This is a genomic window from Xanthomonas sp. WHRI 8393 (genome assembly GCF_040203315.1).
In the GTDB taxonomy this organism is placed as follows: domain Bacteria; phylum Pseudomonadota; class Gammaproteobacteria; order Xanthomonadales; family Xanthomonadaceae; genus Xanthomonas; species Xanthomonas arboricola.
Map to the genome: position 1 here is coordinate 19,936 of NZ_JBEGGL010000001.1, position 20,680 is coordinate 40,615.

The following is a 20,680-nucleotide window of genomic DNA, read 5'->3' on the forward strand; positions in this document are numbered from 1 at the left end:
CAACGGCTGCCTCAACGCTTGCCGCCCACTTCGATGAACTGCAGGAACTCGGCGCGGGTGCGCGCGTCCTCGCGGAAGCTGCCCAGCATCTTGGAGGTCACCATGCTGACGCCGCGCTTGTGGATGCCGCGGGTGGTCATGCACTCGTGCGAGCCTTCCACCACCACGCCGACGCCGCGCGGCTGCAGCACGTCCTGGATGCACTGGGCGATCTGCGCGGTCATCTTTTCCTGCACCTGGAAGCGCCGCGCATAGCTTTCCACCACGCGCGCCAGCTTGCTGATGCCGACCACCTTGCCGCGCGGCAGATAGCCCACGTGCACCTTGCCGATGATCGGCGCCATGTGGTGCTCGCAGTGGCTTTCGTAGGAGATGTCGCGCAGCACGATCAGCTCGTCGTAGCCGGCCACTTCCTCGAAGGTGCGTTCCAGGTACTCGCGCGGTTCCTCGCGGTACCCGCTGAACCAGTCGCCATAGGCTTCGGCGACCCGGCGCGGGGTATCCAGCAGGCCTTCGCGGGCCGGGTCTTCGCCGGCCCAGCGCAGCAGGGTGCGCACGGCATCTTCGGCCTGGGCCTGGGTGACGGGGGAATCGGGCTGGTCGGACTGGCTCATGCGCAGGGTGCACCCAAAGGGGGCGAGCATGGTACCCGAGGACGGGCCGGCGGCCCCAGTGACGGTTGCGCCGGCTTGCCGGGGTTCAGTGACTATTGATTCATTGTTGAATTGATAGCATCCTATCTATTATGACGAACAGCGTTCTCTCTCCCCGCGCCCAGCTCAGCTCCGGCCTGCTGGTCGCCGCCCGCCAGTGGCAGCGGCTGGCCGACCAGGCATTTGCCGAATTCGGGCTATCCAGCGCCTGCACCGGGCCGTTGTTGATGATTGGCCGCTCCGGCGGCGGCATCCGCCAGGTGGCGCTGGCCCAGCAACTGGGCATGGAAGGCCCCTCCCTGGTGCGGCTGCTGGACAAGCTGTGCGCGCAGGCGCTGGTGCGCCGCGAGGCCGACAGCAGCGACCGCCGCGCCAACCAGCTGTGGCTCACCGACGCAGGCCAGGCGCTGGTCGGGCGCATCGAGATCCGCCTGGATGCGCTGCGCGCGGAGGTGTTCGGCGCGCTCAGCGAGTCGCAGGTGCAGGTGGTGCTGACCTTGTGGGAGCAGATCGCGCAGGCGCACGCGCGGTTGAGTCAGTCCGACTGAGCCCGCTGTCGGGCGTCGCGCTGCGACGCCGGTTGTGACGTTCCGGATGGCCCGGTGCGCATTGCGCACGGCGCCGGACGTGGTTGTTCCCCATTGCCCAGGATGTGCCCGATGTACGGCGAGTTCAGTCTCTACGGTGTGTTCGTTCCCACCTTGCTGGCGTTGATGACGCTGGCCTACCTGCTCAACAGCGCCATCGGCGCGCTGCTGACCCGGGCCGGTGCGTACCGGCATATCTGGCACCCGGCGCTGTTCAACCTGGCGCTGTACATCGCGCTGCTGGGCGGCCTGTTTTCCCTTACCCGTTGGATGCAATCGTGAAAAAGCTGATCAAGAACGCGGGGCCGGCGCTGTTGACCCTGGCAATGGTGGTGGTGGCAGCCGTGGTGCTGCAGCACCTGTGGCGTTATTACATGGAAGCGCCGTGGACGCGCGATGCGCACGTGGGCGCCGATGTGGTGCAGGTGGCGCCGGATGTGTCCGGGCTGGTGGAGGAAGTGGCGGTGGCCGACAACCAGGCGGTGCGGCGCGGGCAGTTGCTGTTCGTGGTGGACCGCGCACGCTATGCGATCGCGCTGGAACAGGCGCGCGCCGCGCTGGCCGAGCGCCAGGCCACCTTGAGCCAGTTGCGCCGCGAGATCGCGCGCGACCGCAGCCTGCAGGACCTGGTGGCTGCCGAAGATGCCGAGGTACGCCGCTCCAATGTGCAGAAGGCGCAGGCGGCGGTGGCCACCGCGCAATCGGCGGTGGACCTGGCCCAGCTCAACCTGGACCGCACGCAGGTGCGCAGCCCGGCCGACGGCCATGTCAGCGACCGCACCGTGCGCGTGGGCGATTACGTCAGCGCCGGGCGCCCGGTGGTGGCGGTGCTGGATACCGGCTCGTTCCGCGTCGATGGCTATTTCGAAGAGACCCGCCTGCAGGGCGTGCATGCCGGCCAGCGCGTGGACGTGCACCTGATGGGCGAGCCGGCCACCTTGCACGGGCATGTGCAGAGCATCGCCGCCGGTATCGAGGACCGTTACCGCAGCGGCAGTGCCGGCGCCTTGCCCAACGTCACGCCGGCGTTCGACTGGGTGCGGCTGGCGCAGCGCATCCCGGTGCGCATCGTGCTGGATCGGGTGCCAGCGCATGTGCAGCTGATCGCCGGGCGCACCGCCACCGTGACCATCCTGCCGGACGCCGCGCGCGACGCCGCCACCGCGCCTGCCCGCGTGCCGGCCAAGGCCGCGCCATGAACCGCACCGGATTGCGTCCCCTGGGACTGGCCACGCTGCTGGCCGCATTGAGCGCCTGCACCACGGTCGGCCCGAACTACGCGGTGCCGGCGGAGTCGGCCTACCAGCGGCCGGCCGCCAATGCCGCGTTTGGCGACACCGGCAACGACCAGGTGCAGGCCGGCGCGCCGCTGCCGGCACGCTGGTGGGCGCTGTACCAGGACCCGATGCTGGATGGCCTGATCGAACAGGCCTTGCGCGACAACGTCGAGTTGAAGGTAGCCGGTGCCAACCTGCGCCGCGCCGCGGCGGTGTACGAACAGGCGCTGGACGCGGGCGGTTTCGATTACGAGGTGGAGGCCGGCGTCAGCCGCGCGCAGGTCTCGGCCGAGGCCTTCCTGCAGCAGGAAAAGCTGCCGGTGTTCAACCTGGCCGACGGCAAGTTCGGGGTGTCGTATCAGTTCGATCTGTTCGGCAAGCTGCAACGCGGCGCCGAGGCCGCGCAGGCCGACACGCAGGTCGCCCAGGCCGCGATCGACCTGGCGCGCGTCAACGTGGCCGCGCAGGTGGCCGGCAGCTACGTGGAGATCTGCCACGCCAACCACGAGCTGCACGTGGCCGAGCATTCGCTGCAGTTGCAGCAGCGCAGCCGCGACATCACCCAGCGCCTGATCGCTGCCGGCCGCGGCACCCCGCCCGATCTGGCCCGCGCCACCGCGCAGGTGGCAATGCTGGAAGCGGCGCTGCCGCCGCTGCGCGCGCGCCGCCAGGCCGCCGGTTACCAACTGGCCGCGCTGCTCGGCAAGACCCCCGGCGAGGTGCCGGCCGGTGTGGACAGCTGCGCGCACGCGCCGGCCCTGCAGCGGCCGATTCCGATCGGCGACGGCCGCGCGCTGCTGGCGCGTCGCCCGGATGTGCGCCAGGCCGAACGCCGGCTGGCGGCAGCCACCGCGCGCATCGGCGTGGCCACCGCCGAGCTGTATCCGGATATCCGTCTGGGCGGCTCGATCGGTGCCACCGGCCTGCTGGCCGACTTCGGCGAGCCGGCCACGCATGCCTGGTCGTTCGGCCCGCTGATCTCGTGGACGCTGCCATCCGGCGGTGCGCGTGCGCGCGTGCGCGCCACCGAAGCCGGCGCGGACGCAGCGCTGGCGCAGTTCGACAACACCGTGCTGCAGGCGCTGCGCGAGGTGCAGACCGCCTTGTCGCGTTACGCGCAGGATCTGGACCGCCTGCATCTGCTGGAACAGGCGCAGCAACAGGCCGACCTGGCGTCGGCGCAGAACCGGCGCTTGTACCAGGGCGGGCGCACGCCGTATCTGTCCAGCCTGGACGCCGAGCGCACGCTGGCCACCGCCGACATGACGCTGGCCAATGCGCAGGCGCAGGTCTCGCAGGATCAACTGCAGCTGTTCCTGGCGCTGGGCGGCGGCTGGGAAGCGGCCGCCGGCCGCACCGACCCGACTGCCGCGCGATGAGTGCGCTGCTGCGCGATCGCCAGGCCTGGCTGTTTTCGGCCAAGACCTTCGCCGCCTCGATCGCGGCGTTGTACGTGGGGCTGGCCGGCAACCTGTCGCGGCCGTACTGGGCGATGGCCACGGTCTACATCGTCTCCCAGCCGCTGCTCGGCCCTACCCGCGCCAAAGGCGTGTATCGCGTGCTCGGCACCTTGCTGGCCGGCGCGGCCACCCTGGTGATGCTGCCGAACCTGGTGGAAACGCCGCTGCTGCTCAGCGCGGCGATGGCGTTGTGGCTGTCGGCCTGCCTGTTCCTGGCGCTGCTCAATCGCGGCCCGCGCGGTTATGCATTTTTGCTGGCCGGCTACACCACCGCCTTCATCGGCTTCCCGGCGGTGACCGCGCCGGAGGGCATCTTCGACACCGTGGTGGCGCGCAGCGAGGAGATCATCCTGGGCACGGTGATGGCGGTGCTGTTCGCCGCGCTGGTCTTCCCCGCCTCGGTCAAGCCGATGCTCACCGCGCGCATCGGCAACTGGATGCAGGACGCCGCGCAATGGTGCCGGCAGGTGCTGCAGCGCGGCCCGTCGCAGGCACCGCGCAATCGGCTGGCGGCGGACCTGGTGCAGTTCGAGGCCTTGATCGCTTTCGTGCGCCACGACGACCCACGCCATGCCGGTGCCGTCCCCACGCTGGAGCAGCTGCGCGCACGCATGCTGATGCTGCTGCCGGTGCTGTCGTCGATGGCCGATCGGCTGGATGCGTTACAGCGCGATGGGTCTGCGTTGCCGCTCGCCACCGCCGCGCTGCTGGAGGACGTCGCAGCCTGGGTGGACCAGGGCGAGGACGCACCCAGCGATGCAGACGTCGGCGCCTTGCGCGCACGCATCGCCGCACTGCGCCCGGTGGTGGATCAGGACATCGAGCATCTGTTGCTGGCCAGCCTGCTGCTGCGGCTGGAAGAGCTGCTCGACCTGTGGCAGGACTGCCGCGCGCTGCAGCAGGCGGTGGTGCACGGCACGGCGACGCCGGTGCTGCGCGCGATGCCGGCGGCGGCGAGACAAGCTGCAACGGCGGAATCATCCGAACGGGCTGACGCGGCACACGGCGAACCTGCTATGCGTTCGCACACGCAACCCTCGTTGCTGCAGCGCCTGACCTGGTCACCGCGCGACACAACCGACGCGCCGGCAGCGGCCAGCACCACCCGCCATATTGATTTCGGCATGGCCGCGTTTTCCGCCCTGAGCGCGGGCTTTGCGTTGATGGCGTACTGCGTGCTGTGGATCGGCATCGGCTGGGAAGGCGGCGGCAACGGCGCGATGATGGCGGCGGTGACGGCCGCATTCTTCGCCGCGCAGGACGACCCGGCGCCGAGCATGCTGTCGTTCCTGACCTGGGCGGTGGTGGCCAGCGTGGTCGCCGGCATCTATCTGTTCGGCATCTTCCCGGCCATCCACGATTTCCCGATGCTGGTGTTGGTGCTGGCGGCGGTGTTCCTGCCGATCGGCGCGTTGCTGCATCGCCCCAAGACCATGCTGATCGCGCTGCCGCTGGTGGTGAACCTCACCGCGCTGCTGAGCCTGCAGAACACCTACAACGCCAATATCCAGAGCTTCGTCAACGCGGCGGTGGCGATGGTGCTGGGGATTGGATTTGCCGTGGTGCTGACGCGCTTGTTTCGCTCGGTGGGTGCGGAATGGAGCGCGCGCCGGCTGGTGCGCCAGGGCTGGCGCACGCTGGCCGATGCCGCCGAGGGCCGCGGCGTGCAGGACCGGCAGCACTTTGCCGCCCGCATGCTGGACCTGCTTGGCCTGCTCGCGCCCCGGCTGGCATTGACCCCGGAAGGCAGCGAGCTGGCCTCGGTGGATATGCTCAACGAAGTGCGCGTGGGCTTGAACATCCTGCAACTGCGCAGCGCGCGGCATGGTTTGCCGCAGCCGAGCGTTGAGGCGGTGAACGCGATCCTGGCCGATGTTGCCGCGCACTACCGGCAACAGATCGCGCACAAGCGCCCGCTGCCTGCGCCGGATGCCTTGCGTGCGCGTCTGGATGCCTCGCTGGCGCGCGTCGGCAAGGTGCCGGCGGGTGCGCATCGCGATGAAGCGCTGCTGGGGTTGATCGGCTTGCATTACAGCGTGTTTGCGCAGACGGCGCCGCATACCCAGGCAAACGCCGATACTCGTCCGCCCTTGGCCCCTCTCCCTGCGGGGCGATAAGGCACTGCCTGCGCGCCACTGGCGCGCGTGCCTTGGAGCGCCCCCGCTGCTGGCGCGGGCCGGGGCGCGGTGCGGGTTGGGGTGAGGGGTCGTGTACCACTCCACGACCGCAGGATCGATGCTTCACCTTGCGGCGCGTGGCGACGCGCTCACCACGGTCGGCGTGCCAGTCACCGGAGGCGCCCCGCATCCGCTCCTTCGGCGCCCTTCTCCCGACGGGAGAAGGGCAAAGCAGGATCAGCGCTTGCGCTGATGCATCGCCGCTTCGTCGTCCAGCCAGTTGCTGCCCTTGTTGGTCAGGAAGAACATGTAGACCACCAACGACACCGCGATCACTGCCGTGGCGTAGATCACGAACTCGCTGACATGGCCGGTCTTCAACGAGGCCTGGTACAGCAGCGGCGCGGTGCCGCCAAAGGCGGAGTTCGCCAGCGCATAGCCCAGGCCCACGCCCAGCGCACGCACATGGGTGGGGAACAGTTCCGCCTTCACCACCGCATTGATCGAGGTGTAACCGGTCAGGATCACAAAGCCCACGGTGAGGATCGCGAACGCGGTCAGCCAGTCGGTCTGCTTGGGCAGCTCCATCACCAGGAACCAGGTGTAGAGCACCCCGCCGATGCCGAAGAACACCAGCAGGCTCTTGCGCCCGACGATGTCCGACAACCAGCCGCCAACCGGCTGCATCAGCATCAGCACCGTCAGCGCGACCAGGTTGATGATGGTGCCGGCCATCACGTCGCCACCGGCGAACGCGGTCTGGATCATCTTCGGCCCGGTGACCGAATAGGTGTAGAACGCGATCGTGCCGCCGGCGGTGATCAGGAAGCACAGCAGCAGCGGGCGCCACTGGTTGACGAACAGCTCGCGCATCGAGCCCGACGCCTTGGCCTTGCCGGTGCGCGAATCGGCGATGGATTCGGAGCTCAGCGACTCGTCCATGGTCTGGCGCAGCCAGAACACCACCAACGCACCGATGCCGCCCAGGCCGAACGCCACGCGCCAGCCCCACTCGGACACCTGCGGCGCATCGAAGAAATGCAGCATCACCAGCAAGGTGGTCTGCGCCAGCACGTGCCCGCCGACCAGCGTGACGTAATGGAACGAGGACAGGAACCCGCGCCGGCCGGGAATCGCCGCCTCGGACATGTAGGTGGCGCTGGTGCCGTACTCGCCGCCGGTGGCAAAGCCCTGCAGCAGGCGCGCCAGCAACAGGATGATCGGCGCGGCGATGCCGATCGTGGCCACCGTCGGCGTCACCGCGATGACGAACGAGCACAGCGCCATCATCGACACCGAGATGGTCAACGCCAGGCGGCGGCCGTAGCGGTCGGCGAAGCGGCCGAAGTACCACGCACCGATCGGGCGCATCAGAAAGGTCATCGCAAAGATCGCCCACACGAACATCGTGGCGTTCTTGTCTTCCTTGGAGAAGAACTGCGATTCGAAGTAGGTGGCAAACACCGAGTAGACGTAGACGTCGTACCACTCGACCAGATTGCCGGCCGATCCCTTGAGCGTGTTGGACACCGAACGGCGAAGGCTACCGGGGGCTGCGCCAGAACCGGCGGCGATCGGAGACGTTGGGGGTGCGCTCATGCAGTCAGAACCTCGTGGGTGGGACACCCCGGAAGTATAGGTGCGTGCTTGTGTGACGCATGTAAGCATTTCGGCGCATATACAGGCCCGGCAACGGCCGGCAGCGGCGCGCGCTTCAGCCCGCTTCCGACGGTCGTCGGTGTGGTGCTTGCGGCCGCAGGCAACAGCGCACCTGCTGGTTTCTGCCAGTGACGCCCGGCACTCGCTACGGCAGCACCTGCCTGAGCGTCTCGATGAATGCACGCAGCCCGGGGGAATCTGTCGATGCCCCGGCTCATACAGCACCAGTCCCGGCACCACCGGACACCATTGCTCGCGCACGCGCGTTGGCCACCTGGATGCGTCAACATTGCCGGCATCACTGGCCGCAAGGACGCTTCGGGCGCCGCCGCATGAGCAAGCACCACACCGACATCAGCAAGTACCTCAGTTTCGTGCTGCGCCACGAACCGCAGGCCATCGGACTCACGCTCGACTCGGAGGGCTGGGCCGAGCTGGACGCGTTGATTGCCGGCGCCGGGACCCACGGCACCGCGCTCGATCTGGAGCTGATCCAGGCAGTGGTCGCCGGCAGCGACAAGAAACGCTTTGCGCTGTCTGCCGATGGGCAACGGATCCGCGCAGTGCAGGGGCATTCCACCCCAACCGTGGCCTTGCAGCTCGAAACCAGGGTGCCGCCCGAGGTGCTGTATCACGGCACCGCCACGCGCTTTCTCGAAGCGATCATGGCCGAGGGCTTGCGCCCCGGCCAGCGCCACCATGTGCATCTGTCCGACAACCCGCAGACCGCCGCATCGGTGGGGCAGCGCTACGGCGAGCCGGTGGTGTTGCAGGTCGACGCCGGGCGCATGCATCGCGACGGCCTGCCGTTCTTCCAGGCCGACAACGGCGTCTGGCTCACCGCGCAGGTTCCGGCAGCGTTCCTGACCCGCCCGCGCTGAGCTGAGGCACGCCGCAGGCCGGCCACCGGCATCGGTGCGCGGTGTCGGCCAGCACCTGGGCCGGCATGGACACGCGCAGACGCCGGACGCATCCCCCTTCACGGCCCCCATGCCGCCCGCCTTGCCAGAATGCCGGCCGCTTGGGGCTGTCGATGGCAGGGGAACCGGAGTTGGATGCATGACATGGATCATCGTGGCCACTGTCGTCACCACGTTGGTGGTGGGGCTGCTGCTGCTCAACTTCGCCACGCCCGAGAAAAAGCTCGAGCACATCCCCAGCCATTGCTACGACGTCGCCGACCCGCAGTTCAAACGCGAGATGTCGGTGTTGCTGGGTCCGGCGATCCTGCCCGGCAACAAGATCCAGGTGCTGCACAACGGCAGCGAGATCTTTCCGGCGATGCTGGCCGCCATCCGCAGCGCGCAGCGCACCATCACCTTCGAAACCTATATCTACTGGTCGGGCGAGATCGGCCGCGAGTTCAGCCAGGCGCTGTCCGAGCGCGCGCGTGCCGGGGTCAAGGTGCGCGTCACCATCGACTGGGGCGGCAGCCTGAAGATGGATGCCTCGCTGGTGCAGGACATGACCGACGCCGGGGTGGAGGTGCATCGCTACCGCCCGCTGACCTGGTACAACCTGCACCGCGTCAATAACCGCACCCATCGCAAGCTGCTGGTGATCGATGGCCGCATCGGCTTCACCGGCGGCGTTGGCGTGGCCGACCAGTGGATGGGCGATGCACAGGACCCGGAGCACTGGCGCGACTCGCATTACCGCATCGAAGGCCCGGTGGTGGCGCAGGTGCAGGCCGCCTTCAACGACAACTGGATCAAGAGCACCGGCCGCGTGCTCAACGGCGCCGAGTACTACCCCGAGCTGGCACCGGCCGGCGACAGCGACGCGCAGCTGTTCGTGGCTTCGCCGGCCGGCGGCAGCGAGAGCATGCACCTGATGTATCTCATCGCCATCGCCGCGGCGCGCAGCTCCATCGACCTGGCCGCCGCCTACTTCGTGCCGGATGCGCTGATCACCCGCTCGCTGCTGGAAGCGCGTGCGCGCGGCGTGCGCATCCGCGTGCTGCTGCCGGGCAAGCATATCGATGCGGTCTCGGTGCGGCTGGCCTCCAAGGCCAGCTGGGAACCGCTGCTGCAGGCCGGCATCGCCATCCACGAATTCCTGCCCACCATGCTGCACACCAAGCTGCTGATCATCGACGGCCTGCTGGTCTCGGTGGGCTCGACCAATTTCGACATCCGCTCGTTCCGCCTCAACGACGAGGCCAGCCTGAATGTCTACGACCGGGACCTGGCCGCGCAGATGACCGAGGTGTTCGAGCGCGACCTGCAACGGGCCGAGCTGTACACGCTGGAGCGCTGGCGCACGCGGCCGCTGCGGCAGAAGCTGGGCGAGAAGCTGGTGGTCCCGTTCCGCTCGCAGGTGTAGGCAACGGCCTTCCCCCACTTGGCAGTGAGCGCACCCGCGCTCAGCGCTGCACACTCGAGCAAGCGCTCACGCCTGCAGCCGCAGCTGGCGCAGCCGCCACCACAGCCCGCCAACGTGCACCAGCGAGTACAGCACCAGCGCTGCGGCAATGCCCAGCGTCAACGGGCTGGCCTGCGAGCCGGCCGCCGCCGCGCCCGCGCTGAAGGCGCCATCGGCCCAGCGCCAGGCCAGGCGCCCGAGCAGCACCAGCGTCAGGCCGCCGCCGATCCACGGATTGGGCGTATACCAGCCGCGCCCTTCCACCCATTCGGCATGCGTGTAGCGCAGCGACAGCGCGCCCAGCCCGATGCCGACCAGCGTTCCGGCGGCGATCCCCAGCCGAACCTGCGGCAGGCCATACACCGCAAACGCCAACGCTGCCGCCGCAATGAGCAGCACCACGGTACGCACTGCAGTGCCGACCGGCTTCCACGGCTGGCGGCCGAAGCTGCGCCGGATGCGCCGGTAGTAGAGCAAGGCGATGGCCGCCATCGACAGATACGGCGTCAGCGGTGCGATGGCAGCAGCGGGCATGGCGATTCCTTTGCGGGGTGAGGTGACCAACGCAGAATGAAACCGGCCCCCGTAACGAACAAGGTGCCAAGTGTCACTTTCTGCGTGCACAGGCGGATTGCCCGGGCGGCCGCCGCCGTGCGCGGCAATCGCGACAAACGACCGACCTTCGCGCAGGACCGGCCTGCCGGCTACTGCCTGTGAACGCCCCAACCACGCGCGCCAGCCATTGCCACACGCGAAGCGGAGCCGCACGGGTAGACTTGCCGGCAGAGTTCCCCCACCGCAGTGCCATGTCCGCCATCAAGCAAGAAGCCCGCACGCTGATCGACACGCTGCCCGAGACGGCAGGATGGGACGACGTGGTTCGCGTCGTGGACACCGCCAGCTTCGAGGCCGCCGTGCTGGACGGCATGGCCGCAGCGGATCAGGGCGCCTTTGCCGCGCCGGCAGAGGTGGGCGCACTGTTCGCCAGATGGGGCGTTGATGTTGCGGCGTGACTGGACCGTCCCGGCCGCCAGGCAACTCGCACACGCCCAGGATCACTACCACGCGCTCAACCCGACCGCCGCCGCCGCGATGGCGCGGCAGGTGCTGGAAGCCACCCGCACCCTGGCCGAGCAACCCGGCCGCGGCCGCGCCGGCCGGGTCGCCGGCACCCGCGAATGGGTGGTCAAGCAAACGCCCTATGTGCTGGTCTACCGCGTGCGCGACGACGCGCTGCAGCTGCTGCACGTCCGCCTGCAGACGCAGGACTGGCTGCCGCGCACCGAGCCGCTGATCGAACGCATCGAGCCCTGGATCGCCGCGCTGATCAGCGCCCTGCTGCATGTGCTGATGCTGCTGATCCTGCTGTCGGCCTCCACGCCCACCATGACCCCGCCACAGGGCTCGGCCAGCGGCGGCCGCACCAAGGTGGATTTTGTCGGCGACACCGCCACGCCCGAGCAACCCACGCCCTCGCCGACCCCGACTCCGCCGTCGCAAACGCCCGCACCCGTGCAACCGCCGCCGGCCGCCTCGCCGGTGCAGTCCACCCTGGTCAAGACTGCCAAGAACCCGATCCCGCCGGCAGGCAACACCCGCCGCGGCGGCCTGGTCGAGCAGCGCCAGACGCAACCGGTGCAGCGCCCCACCCCGCCGCAACCGCCGGCAGAACCCTCGTCGCCGCCGCAGCGCCGCCCCGAAACCTGGACCGGCCGCCCACCGGGCATGCTCGAAGAAGAAGCTGATGCCGCCGAAGACGGCATGTCCAACACGCCCACCATCAGCGAAGGCCGCCGCCGCGATCGCAACAACGCCCAACCCAGCATGGATGTGGGCGGCTACCAGGTCTATTACGAAGTGCGCAGCGAAACCCAGCTGCGCAATTGGCGCGACCAGGGCATGAAGGAAGTGGCCATCATCCTGCCCGGCACCCAGTACCGCATGGTCTGCCCGCTGGAAGTCGCGCTCAAGCGCGGCTCCAGCAAATGCCGCCTGCTGCCGCCGGACTCGCCGGAGCTCAAAGACATCGGCGATGCCCGCGAGGTCATCAACATGATGGAGGTCTACAAGCAAGGCGAGCCGGTATGGCGCGGGCCCGGACCGTATCGGTGAGTAGTGGGGCCAGGTTGGCCCCGGATTTCACTTCTTGCTGGTGCGGGGATGACTGCTTCGATACCGGTGACGTTGTTTGAGTGCTTGCACTTTCCTAACGTGCAAACAACCTGATTCCTGCGCGAGGGCGACATGCCTTCTTTCACCGTCTGCAATATTCCCGACGACGTGCATCGTGCAATCCGCGCGAGGGCTGCACTGCACGGCCGCAGCACCGAGGCGAACGAGCCGAAGCTGCCTTCGGCGCGTTCGTCGATTACCCGGCGGTTGCAGACATCAGCGGCCCTGGTCTTTGCCCAGCTTGGTACCCAGTGCTCCCTTGAACGGCGCCGGATTGCTGGTCACCAGGCAGTTGTAGGTCTTGTCGCTGTTGAGAACCAGCACGGACGACTGCGGCCCCTTGAAGTCCAGCCCGACCGAGAACAGCACATAGGTGTTAGGCAGCGCGCTCGGCCGAAACGCACCGAAGGCATACTCCCCGGACAAGCCCAACGGTGACAGCGGTATCGTCACCGTCATCGGCTGCGTGCCCCCCGGGGATGGCAGCGACGAGGACGCAGACATCATCTTGGACTGCACGTCGATGGAGTACTTGGTGGTGACCGCCGAGCCCAGGTACTTGGAACCCGGTGCGGAAACCTGCTTGCGACAGGCCGCAATGTCTTCGGGTTTCTGATCCTGCTGGCCCGTCTGCAGCGTGGCAAAGACATAGCTCAGCGTGACCGTGTCCGTCCCGGTGACCGGTGCGGCAACGGCAGCGTCCATGCACAACGCGGCCACGACGAGTGAGAAGCCACAGGCCGCAAGCGCACCGCGATAGCTGGTTTTACGTTTCATTTCGATCGTTCCCTGGTGTGTGATGCAAGGTTTTGGCAGCGGCTGTACGCGCGGCTGCCGCTTGCGCCTTGAATGGACATTCGCAACGGCACCTGTGCATAACGCCAAGCGGCAGATGATCGATTGCGTACGATGACGACATGCGTGTGTGTGGCAGCACCACACCTACGCCACCCAGTGGCCACGCCGCTGGTGGGTTCATCGTTGAAGACCAAGGCCTCGCAAACCCGGCAAATCGTCTCAACGACGTCGTTGCGTGATGCAGTTTGAAATTCGGTGCAAACACCGTGTCTGTTTCTCGAATCAGACATCAGTCCAGACCGCACGCAACGCATCGACCACAAGACCAAACATAATCGGCCGCAGCAAGTGCGCCTCACCGGGAAAAGCGAAATCTAAAGCCGACATTGGATTGGCTGTCTGTCAGACATTTGCCGAATTGAAACTGACGCTGGCTTTCGTTTTTGGTTACTTGGGGCTGGCCCAGCTTCACGCTACCGCTCGCGATGCCGGCCAGAGTTTGTGTCGCGTCCGGTTGATGATGTGAGCGCTGGAGCAGGCAGATCGGATACGGTGACCAGACCTCGCGTTGGTGGCGCACGGCCGGCCGGGAACTGGCTACAGTCTGCACAGGGCCGTGTGCGCCCGCTCCATCCACCTGCGTTCCCAAGGATCTGCATGTCTCTGCATCGTCTTGCCCCCCGCCTGGGTCTGGCCGTTGGCCTGTTGTGCGCCTGCTGCGCGCACGCCGCCGCACCGGCAGCGGCCCATCGCCTGCTGCGCGTCACGCTGGACGGGGCGAGCGACCAGCCCGTGTCCGGGCGCCTGCTGGTCTTCGCCACCCTGGCCAAGGACGCCCAGGCCGCAGCCAAGGATGGCAAGGACGGCAAAGCCGGCAAGGTGGAGGAGGTGAGCGTGAACCCGTTCCGCCCGACCGCGGTGGCGGTGGCGGCGCAGGAGGTGACCGCGCTCGCCCCCGGTGCCAGCGTCGAGATCGACCTGGACAACATCGCCTTCCCCAGCGGCTTTTCTGCGCTGCCGGCCGGCGAGTACCTGTTCCAGGCCGTGCTGGATCCGGACCACAGTTACAGCTATGCCGGCCGCGATGGCGGCGACCTGTTGAGCGAGGTCACCGCGGTGACGCAGGGCAAGGGCAAGCCGTTGCCCACGCTGACGCTCAGCAAGCAGGTGCCGGCGTCGGACGACCCGTGGCAGGTGTCGCCGCGGGCGCCGCAGGCGATCCGCGACGCTATCCCGGAGGCCAGGCTGCATAGCGCGGACGCCTCGCTGGTCAGCCCGTCGCTGAGCGCGTTCTGGGGCCGGCCGGTGTCGCTGCGCGCCCGCGTGCTCACCCCTCCCGGCTACGATGCCAAGGCCCGCACGCGCTACCCCACCGTGTATGTCACCCACGGCTTCGGCGGCAACTACAACCGCTTTGCCGGCAGCATCGCCGCCACCTGGAGCGCAATGGCGGCCAAGCAGATGCCGCCGATGATCTGGGTGTTCCTGGACCAGTCCACGCCCACCGGCACCCACGAGTTCGCCGACTCGGTCAACAACGGCCCCTGGGGCACCGCGCTGACCGAAGAGCTGATCCCCGCGCTCGAGCGGCAATACAAGATGGACGGCAACGCCAAGGGCCGGTTCCTCAACGGGCATTCGTCCGGCGGCTGGGCCACGCTGTGGCTGCAGACGCGCTACCCCAAGCTGTTCGGCGGTACTTGGTCCACCTCGCCCGATTCGAGCGATTTCCACGACTTCACCGGGCCGGATCTGTACGCGCCCAATGCCAACGTCTACCGGCGCCCGGACGGCAGCCAGTTCCCGCTGATCCGCGACCAGGGCAAGGTGGTGGCCGACCTAGAAACCTTCGCCAAGCTCGAACGCGTGTTAGGCCCGTATGGCGGGCAGATGACCTCGTTCGACTGGGTGTTCTCGCCGCGCGGGCCCGACGGCCGCCCGGTGCCGATGTTCGACCGCGACACCGGCAAGGTGGACCCGGCCGTGGTGGCCTACTGGCGCACGCACTACGACATCGCCGCGCGCGTGGCCGCGCAGTGGCCCACGCTCAAGCCGGATCTGGACGGCAAGATCCACCTGATCGTCGGCACCGCCGACACGTTCTACCTGGATGGGGCGGCGCGCAAGTTCCAGGCGGTGCTGGACGGCCTGGGCGCAAAAAGCGACTTCCGCTACCTGGAAGGCCGCACCCACTTCGACCTGTACAAGGAAGGCGAGGACAGCAACGCCTTGATGAAGAAGATTGCCTGGGAGATGTACGCCGTGGCGCGGCCCAAACAGTAAGCGCGCCGGCGCTGCCGATCGGCGTGCCGGCCACCGGCACGCCAGGGCGCGGTCTCACCGGCCCGCTGCTCAGGCCGAGCGCTTGGGCAATTCCCACTCCAGCTGCTGCCTGAGCACCAGCAGCAGCACTTTCAGGCTGCCGCTGCGGACCAGCGCGGCCGGCGTCTGCCCGTCCAGCGCGTTCATGGGCTTGCGGAACCAGCCGATCAACGCCTCGTTGTTGCCGCCATTCAAGGCCCAGGCATGGCACACGATCTCGCCCAGGTTCTCAATGCCGGTGCTGCCCAGCAGCTTGAGGTGCTCCGGCGTGAAGGCGAACAGCGACAGCACCAGCTCGGCGTCGGCGGCCTTGCCGTGGTCGACCGCCATCTGCTGGCTGTGCGCGGTGTTGTAGGCCGCCCCGTGCGCGCGGAAGTCTTCGGCACGCCGCATGCCGGTGAGCAGTGATGCAATGAGGTCGGCGCGTTCCATAAAGCAGTCCAACGGTGTGATAGCGCGCACGCTATCCGTGTCGCCGCCGCCGCTCAATCAGGAGTCTCCTGACAGCGGCAACGGGCGTCAGCGGCGGTTGCATTACGCGCCGGCCGGCCCGTGCGCGGTTGGCGGGCCGACGGCGGCTTCGGTGGCCGATTCCCGCTTGCGCGCCCGCCTGGAAGCGGCGCCAGCCATTGGCGGCGCTTAACGCGGGGCTTGCTAGCATCCGGCCGCGTCACTGGCAGCAGCCCGCCTGCAGGGCTGCCGTATTGGAGTGTCATCTCATGAGGAGTTGTCAGATGCCCTGGAAATCCGCTCTCGCCGTGCTTGCCCTGTCCACCGCCGCGCTGCCGGCCTTGGCCCAGTCCGACCGCCAGGTGGTCGAGGACATGCTCACCCGCTCGGCCAATGTCTGCCCCGGCCACAGCACCGACCGCACCGCGCCCACCGTCAAGGCCGTGCCCGTGGGCGCACTACGGGTGATGCTGGAACGCGGCCTGGTCATGTGCCCCGACCGCCGCCTGGATGCCGCCGCGCCGGCGGTGTTCTACGGCCGCCTGGGCGTGTTCGCCTGGAACCCGGAAGTGCCCGCCGGCAAGACGGTGATCGTCAAGCAGATCGACACCATGACCCGCAACGAGGAATACCCCGCCGAGACGCTGGTGTGGGACGCCAAGGGCACCGCGCTCAAGCAGCAGACCGTGCCGATGTTCGAGCCCAAGCCGGGTGCGGCGGTGTTGTACAAGGTGCGTTGAGGCTGACGCGATTGCACGCGGCGCCCGGTCAGACCCTGGCGCCGCCCTGCCCGCTCGCTTCGGCCGCATCGGCCGGGCCATCGCCACCGAGCCGCTGCTCGTAAATCTCATCGACTACACCGCGCACCGCGCGGGCGGCATTGAAGATGCTTTCGCCCAGAACCGACAGACTGGTGGCATCCAGCGGCTTGCCGCTGCACACCGCCACCATGTCGCTCTGCGCAGTGATCGTGCGCAGAAGCGTATGGAACTGGTCGATCTGCTGCAGGGTGACGCCGAAGGTGAAGGGCTCTGCGTGCGCTTCTATCTTGGCCGCTGGCCGCACGCGCTGCCGAGTATTGGTCGTAAGGGCTCTCGAAGTGCTCATGCCGTCTGTCCTCGACGTGAGCGGACGGGATGTCCGCAAGGCCACCGTAACGCGCTTTTTCGGATATCTGAAAACCAGATATTTCGCCTGATTTTTTAGCGCAGCGCAGGTTTGCGTCTCAAGCCGATTTTGTCGGTTCGATCGTTGCGGTGAAGCGCCGAGGCTCACCAGTAATCGGGTCATCGAACGCCAACGTATGCGCGAACAACTGCAGCGGCCGCTCCGGATCATCGGGCCGCTGGTCTTCCAGCTCGGGATAGAAACGGTCATGCAGGATCGGCGCGCCCAGCGCGGCCATATGCACGCGCAACTGGTGCTTACGCCCGGTGACCGGCTCCAATCGATACGTCCACGTGTATGCACCACGCGCGACCACATCGATCACCGTCTCGCTGTTCGGCTCACCCACGCCCTCGCGCATGCGGAAGAACGGCTCGCCCGGCTCCAGCCGGCTGCGATGCACATACGGAAACGTCAGCCCCGGCAGCGGCGGTGCGACTGCCAAGTAATGCTTGCGAATACGCCGCTCGCGGAACAGCGCCTGATAGATCCCGCGTGTTGCAGGATTCGCCGAGAACAACACCAGTCCCGCAGTGTCACGATCAATGCGGTGCAGTGGCACCAACGCGGGGTTATCGAAATGCCGCACCAGCCGCGTGAGCAACGTCTCGCGCACATACACGCCTGCGGGCACCACCGGCAGAAAGTGCGGCTTGCACGCCACCACCACGTGCGCGTCGGCATGCACCACGGCTTCAGCCGCCGCGATGACGGGCTCATCTGCCACTTCGCGGAAGTAATAGATCTCCGCACCCAATCGATACGGCGCCGACACATCCAGCACCTGCGCATGCGCGTCCAGCACACGCCCACGCGCGAAGCGGTCACGCCACGTGGCCGCATCCACACTCGGGAAACATGCGCATAGCGCCTCCAATACCGTGGCCCAGCTTCCCATTGGGAGCTGGAACTGGCTGGCGGCCATGCCATCGAGGATCGGGCGTGTTGAAACCATGGCGACAGCGATGCGCGCTCAAACAGATGGGGTTGGATCGTACCGCGCGCGCGCTTGACTGTTGCACAATCTGCGCAGCGACATGCGCAGCTCATCGGCGAAGAATGACTTTCGGGCGATACGCGCGCAGCCCCATTAGGTAATGCTGCGGGTCTTTGCCGAGAGATGGAACTCGATGCGTCGTCCTACGATCTACGCGGCCGTTGCCTGCGTTGCTGCATTCCTTGCACCGGTTGCCGCCGCGGCGCAGACGCCACCGCCATCATTCACCGCATGTGCCGACGCTGCGGCACACACACCATTGGCCGGTAGCGAATGCCTGATCACCGACGTGCCGCTGCGTCATGAAGCCGCGGATGCTGGCACGATCGAGCTGTTCGTTCGCCGTTTTCCTACGCCGGGCCAGAGCAAGCGACGCGGCGAAGTCTGGCTGATTGCGGGCGGGCCGGGCGAAGCCGGCGCATCGCTGTACCCGATGATCAGCACTTACCGGCGCGCCTTTCCCGGCTATGACCTGATCATTCCGGACCATCGCGGCACTGGGCGCTCGGCCCGCCTGTGCCCCGCGCAGGAAGCGCCGCAAAGCGCAGACGGCGTGGGCCTGGCCGGCGCCGAATGGGGCCCGTGCATCGGCGCGCTGTATGCAGATGCGCAAAGAACCAAGGCCTTCACCATCACCGAAGCGGCGCAAGATCTTGCACTGCTGATCCGCCAGCAACGACGCAAGGGCAAGGTGCTGCTGTACGGCGTGTCCTATGGCACGCAGTTGGCACTGCGCACCCTGCAAGTGGCGCCCATCCCGTTGGATGGGCTGGTGCTGGATGGCCTGGTGCCACCGGAGACTGCCGCGCAATGGGACTTGAGCCACCGCACCGCGGTGGTCGATGCGGTAGGCCGCGCGCTGTTGGACGACGCACACATCGCTACCTATCGCAGCGTGCTCGATCGCGGCGACAGCGCCGCATGGCGCACGCAAATCCCCGGCAAAGACCTCAAGCGCTTTCTCGGCATGCTGCTCAACTTCCCCAGGCTGCGCGACCGGATCCCCGCGATCATCGACGGCCTTGCCCGTGACGACGCCACGTTGCTCACTGCCACTATCACCGATCTGCAGACATCACTTGCAGCCATGGGCCAAGGCGGCGATAACCAGCCCGCATTGCCGCTGGTCATGCTGATTGCCGCGTCCGAAAACAATGCGCGGCCAACCCTCACCCGCGAAACGGTCGCGGCCGAAGCCAAAGACGCCCTGTTCGTCAGCCCCATCCCCGGCCTGCTGGTGGACGCCGGCCTGCCCACCTACCCGCGCGACGCCTGGTTCGGCCGCAGCCCCGCCACCCTGCCACGCACGCTGGTCATCCACGGCACGCTAGATCCCAACACCCCGTACGCCGGCGCGCAGGCGCATGCCGCGCTGCTGAAAGCCGCAGGCCCGATGACCTTCAGCACCGTTGAGCGTGGCGCGCATCTGCTCGCGTTTGCAGCCCCTGCGTGTTTTGCGAGTGCGGTTGCTGAGTTTGTGGGGCGCCGGAACGTTGCTGAGCGCTGTCGTGAGCCTGGGGAATGATGATGGGCTATAGAACTGCCATCTTATTGCTCAGTATTTAAAGCGCTCCCCGTCTGCGGCCTACGAAGATGCGCTGATAGCGACACAAGCAAACTCAAGCATTGGCACAACGGCGAGCTCTACCGCAACGGAGCACTTAATGCAGCGCAGTTAATGGGAGATAGATCGCAACGCCGGTTGGTTTGCTGACAAACCTTGTTCCAGCGGTTATGTTCGAACCTGGAACGGGGGTTCTTGCATGGGACGCAGAAAGAAGCAGAGCGGATTCGAAGCATTGGCCGCATTGCCGTGGCCGGTTGGCTTCATGATGGGAATCGCTGCATATCTGGTGGTGCGCTATGGCATCGCCTGGTGGTTCTCTCACCAGAGCGGAATGCTGTCGCAGGGCTTCGCCCAGCAATCGAGTGGAATGTTCGCGCCATTGGCGTGGACGCTGCTCGGCGTCTGCTGGCTTGCTGCGCTGTTCTCCTATCTGCGCACACGCAGCCGGCGACGCTTTTTGGAGACGCGCACAACACTGGAGAGCTTGGCCGCCGGCGGCTGGCGCCAGTTCGAACGATTGGTGGGCGAAGCATTTCGCCGCCAGGGCTACAGCGTCGAAGAAACCGGCCTGGGCGGCGCCGACGGCGGCATCGACCTGATCCTGCGCAAGGACGGCCGCCGCACGCTGGTGCAATGCAAACAGTGGAAGCGCCAGCAGGTCGGCGTCAGCGTCGTGCGCGAAATGTTCGGCCTGCTCGCTCATCACCAAGCCCACGCGGTAAAGATCGCCTGTATCGGTACCTACACGAAAGATGCGGAGCGATTCGCTGAAGGTAAGCCGATTGAGCTAATTAGTGGCGAACAGCTGCTGAAAATGATTCAAGCGGTGCAACAACAAGTCGCAGCACAGCCGGCACCGTCACGCATCGAGCCCACTTTTACTTCTACTTCTGCTGCTTCCGCGGCCGTTGCCACATCGAGCTGCGCGCGCTGCGGCAGCGCGCTAGTACAGAGAAGAAACCGGCGCACGAGCGAGAACTTCTTAGGCTGCAGCCAGTTTCCGAAGTGCAGAGGAACTGAGTAAATGGACCTGACCCCTTTTCCACCTAAATTTACTAGCTTTTGTAGTGCACATGCGACGCAGTTGCGT

20 protein-coding genes and 1 pseudogene are annotated in these 20,680 nt (G+C 67.1%); 14 read left to right on the plus strand and 7 right to left on the minus strand.

Annotated elements, in window-relative coordinates:
* Positions 1-11 precede the first annotated feature (11 nt).
* Positions 12-614, minus strand: a complete 603-nt coding sequence (gene folE / locus ABQ137_RS00080) for a GTP cyclohydrolase I FolE (protein WP_016902173.1) — start codon at positions 612-614, stop codon at positions 12-14.
* A gap of 131 nt (positions 615-745) precedes the next feature.
* Between folE and ABQ137_RS00085 the strand changes: the two genes are divergently transcribed.
* From ABQ137_RS00085 to ABQ137_RS00105, 5 genes are all read left to right on the plus strand, one after another.
* A complete protein-coding gene (locus tag ABQ137_RS00085; RefSeq protein WP_166772967.1) occupies positions 746-1,201 on the plus strand; it encodes a MarR family winged helix-turn-helix transcriptional regulator in 456 nt (151 codons plus the stop codon).
* 102 nt (positions 1,202-1,303) lie between these two features.
* Positions 1,304-1,522 (plus strand): DUF1656 domain-containing protein, encoded by a 219-nt coding sequence (locus ABQ137_RS00090; protein ID WP_024939640.1) that lies wholly within the window; start codon positions 1,304-1,306, stop codon positions 1,520-1,522.
* The gene (locus ABQ137_RS00095; RefSeq protein ID WP_046345151.1) at positions 1,519-2,439 is read left to right on the plus strand and encodes an efflux RND transporter periplasmic adaptor subunit; all 921 of its coding nucleotides are present in this window, start codon (positions 1,519-1,521) and stop codon (positions 2,437-2,439) included. The genes ABQ137_RS00090 and ABQ137_RS00095 overlap by 4 nt, the downstream gene beginning before the upstream one ends.
* Complete coding sequence (locus ABQ137_RS00100; protein WP_126966931.1) at positions 2,436-3,896, plus strand: efflux transporter outer membrane subunit; 1,461 nt, start codon at positions 2,436-2,438, stop codon at positions 3,894-3,896. The genes ABQ137_RS00095 and ABQ137_RS00100 overlap by 4 nt, the downstream gene beginning before the upstream one ends.
* Entirely contained in the window at positions 3,893-6,094 is a 2,202-nt protein-coding gene (locus tag ABQ137_RS00105; RefSeq protein ID WP_349780900.1) for an FUSC family protein, read from the plus strand. Before ABQ137_RS00100 ends, ABQ137_RS00105 begins: the two co-directional genes overlap by 4 nt.
* Before the next feature lie 237 nt (positions 6,095-6,331).
* Here ABQ137_RS00105 and ABQ137_RS00110 read toward each other — a convergent pair whose 3' ends face one another.
* Complete coding sequence (locus ABQ137_RS00110) at positions 6,332-7,693, minus strand: MFS transporter (protein ID WP_024939637.1); 1,362 nt, start codon at positions 7,691-7,693, stop codon at positions 6,332-6,334.
* Between the two features lie 392 nt (positions 7,694-8,085).
* Here ABQ137_RS00110 and ABQ137_RS00115 point away from each other — a divergent pair, with 392 nt between their 5' ends.
* On the plus strand, positions 8,086-8,634 hold the full coding sequence (locus tag ABQ137_RS00115) for an RNA 2'-phosphotransferase (protein ID WP_349780901.1): 549 nt from the start codon (positions 8,086-8,088) through the stop codon (positions 8,632-8,634).
* A gap of 178 nt (positions 8,635-8,812) precedes the next feature.
* Entirely contained in the window at positions 8,813-10,078 is a 1,266-nt protein-coding gene (locus tag ABQ137_RS00120; RefSeq protein WP_054591711.1) for a phospholipase D-like domain-containing protein, read from the plus strand.
* Positions 10,079-10,144: 66 nt separating this feature from the next.
* Here ABQ137_RS00120 and ABQ137_RS00125 read toward each other — a convergent pair whose 3' ends face one another.
* Positions 10,145-10,651, minus strand: a complete 507-nt coding sequence (locus ABQ137_RS00125; protein ID WP_349780902.1) for a CcdC protein domain-containing protein — start codon at positions 10,649-10,651, stop codon at positions 10,145-10,147.
* Positions 10,652-10,923: 272 nt separating this feature from the next.
* Here ABQ137_RS00125 and ABQ137_RS00130 point away from each other — a divergent pair, with 272 nt between their 5' ends.
* The 3 genes and pseudogenes from ABQ137_RS00130 to ABQ137_RS20635 form a co-directional block, all read left to right on the plus strand.
* Positions 10,924-11,130: a hypothetical protein gene (locus ABQ137_RS00130; RefSeq protein ID WP_349780903.1), complete on the plus strand. Its 207-nt coding sequence runs from the start codon at positions 10,924-10,926 to the stop codon at positions 11,128-11,130.
* Positions 11,117-12,229, plus strand: coding sequence for a type II toxin-antitoxin system RelE/ParE family toxin (locus ABQ137_RS00135; RefSeq protein ID WP_039513696.1), 1,113 nt, complete (start codon positions 11,117-11,119; stop codon positions 12,227-12,229). The genes ABQ137_RS00130 and ABQ137_RS00135 overlap by 14 nt, the downstream gene beginning before the upstream one ends.
* Positions 12,230-12,361: 132 nt before the next feature.
* Positions 12,362-12,412: pseudogene (locus ABQ137_RS20635) on the plus strand (FitA-like ribbon-helix-helix domain-containing protein); the annotation flags it as partial.
* Positions 12,413-12,505: 93 nt separating this feature from the next.
* Here the strand turns inward: ABQ137_RS20635 and ABQ137_RS00140 are convergent.
* Positions 12,506-13,066: a hypothetical protein gene (locus ABQ137_RS00140; protein WP_349780904.1), complete on the minus strand. Its 561-nt coding sequence runs from the start codon at positions 13,064-13,066 to the stop codon at positions 12,506-12,508.
* Between the two features lie 678 nt (positions 13,067-13,744).
* Here ABQ137_RS00140 and ABQ137_RS00145 point away from each other — a divergent pair.
* The gene (locus ABQ137_RS00145; RefSeq protein WP_104645513.1) at positions 13,745-15,370 is read left to right on the plus strand and encodes an alpha/beta hydrolase; all 1,626 of its coding nucleotides are present in this window, start codon (positions 13,745-13,747) and stop codon (positions 15,368-15,370) included.
* A 69-nt stretch (positions 15,371-15,439) separates the two neighbouring features.
* On the opposite strand, the gene ABQ137_RS00150 is transcribed toward ABQ137_RS00145, so the two are convergent.
* Positions 15,440-15,841, minus strand: coding sequence for an antitoxin Xre/MbcA/ParS toxin-binding domain-containing protein (locus ABQ137_RS00150; protein WP_065033331.1), 402 nt, complete (start codon positions 15,839-15,841; stop codon positions 15,440-15,442).
* Between the two features lie 302 nt (positions 15,842-16,143).
* Between ABQ137_RS00150 and ABQ137_RS00155 the strand changes: the two genes are divergently transcribed.
* Complete coding sequence (locus tag ABQ137_RS00155) at positions 16,144-16,599, plus strand: hypothetical protein (RefSeq protein ID WP_024939627.1); 456 nt, start codon at positions 16,144-16,146, stop codon at positions 16,597-16,599.
* A gap of 28 nt (positions 16,600-16,627) precedes the next feature.
* Here the strand turns inward: ABQ137_RS00155 and ABQ137_RS00160 are convergent, their stop codons facing one another.
* Both ABQ137_RS00160 and ABQ137_RS00165 read right to left on the minus strand, forming a co-directional pair.
* A complete protein-coding gene (locus ABQ137_RS00160) occupies positions 16,628-16,966 on the minus strand; it encodes a hypothetical protein (RefSeq protein WP_167710189.1) in 339 nt (112 codons plus the stop codon).
* Between the two features lie 118 nt (positions 16,967-17,084).
* Positions 17,085-17,981 (minus strand): pseudouridine synthase, encoded by an 897-nt coding sequence (locus tag ABQ137_RS00165; RefSeq protein WP_349780905.1) that lies wholly within the window; start codon positions 17,979-17,981, stop codon positions 17,085-17,087.
* Positions 17,982-18,156: 175 nt separating this feature from the next.
* Here ABQ137_RS00165 and ABQ137_RS00170 point away from each other — a divergent pair, with 175 nt between their 5' ends.
* Together ABQ137_RS00170 and ABQ137_RS00175 are read left to right on the plus strand one after the other, a co-directional pair.
* Complete coding sequence (locus tag ABQ137_RS00170; protein WP_349780906.1) at positions 18,157-19,548, plus strand: alpha/beta hydrolase; 1,392 nt, start codon at positions 18,157-18,159, stop codon at positions 19,546-19,548.
* Positions 19,549-19,786: 238 nt separating this feature from the next.
* On the plus strand, positions 19,787-20,614 hold the full coding sequence (locus tag ABQ137_RS00175; RefSeq protein ID WP_349780907.1) for a restriction endonuclease: 828 nt from the start codon (positions 19,787-19,789) through the stop codon (positions 20,612-20,614).
* Positions 20,615-20,680 lie beyond the last annotated feature (66 nt).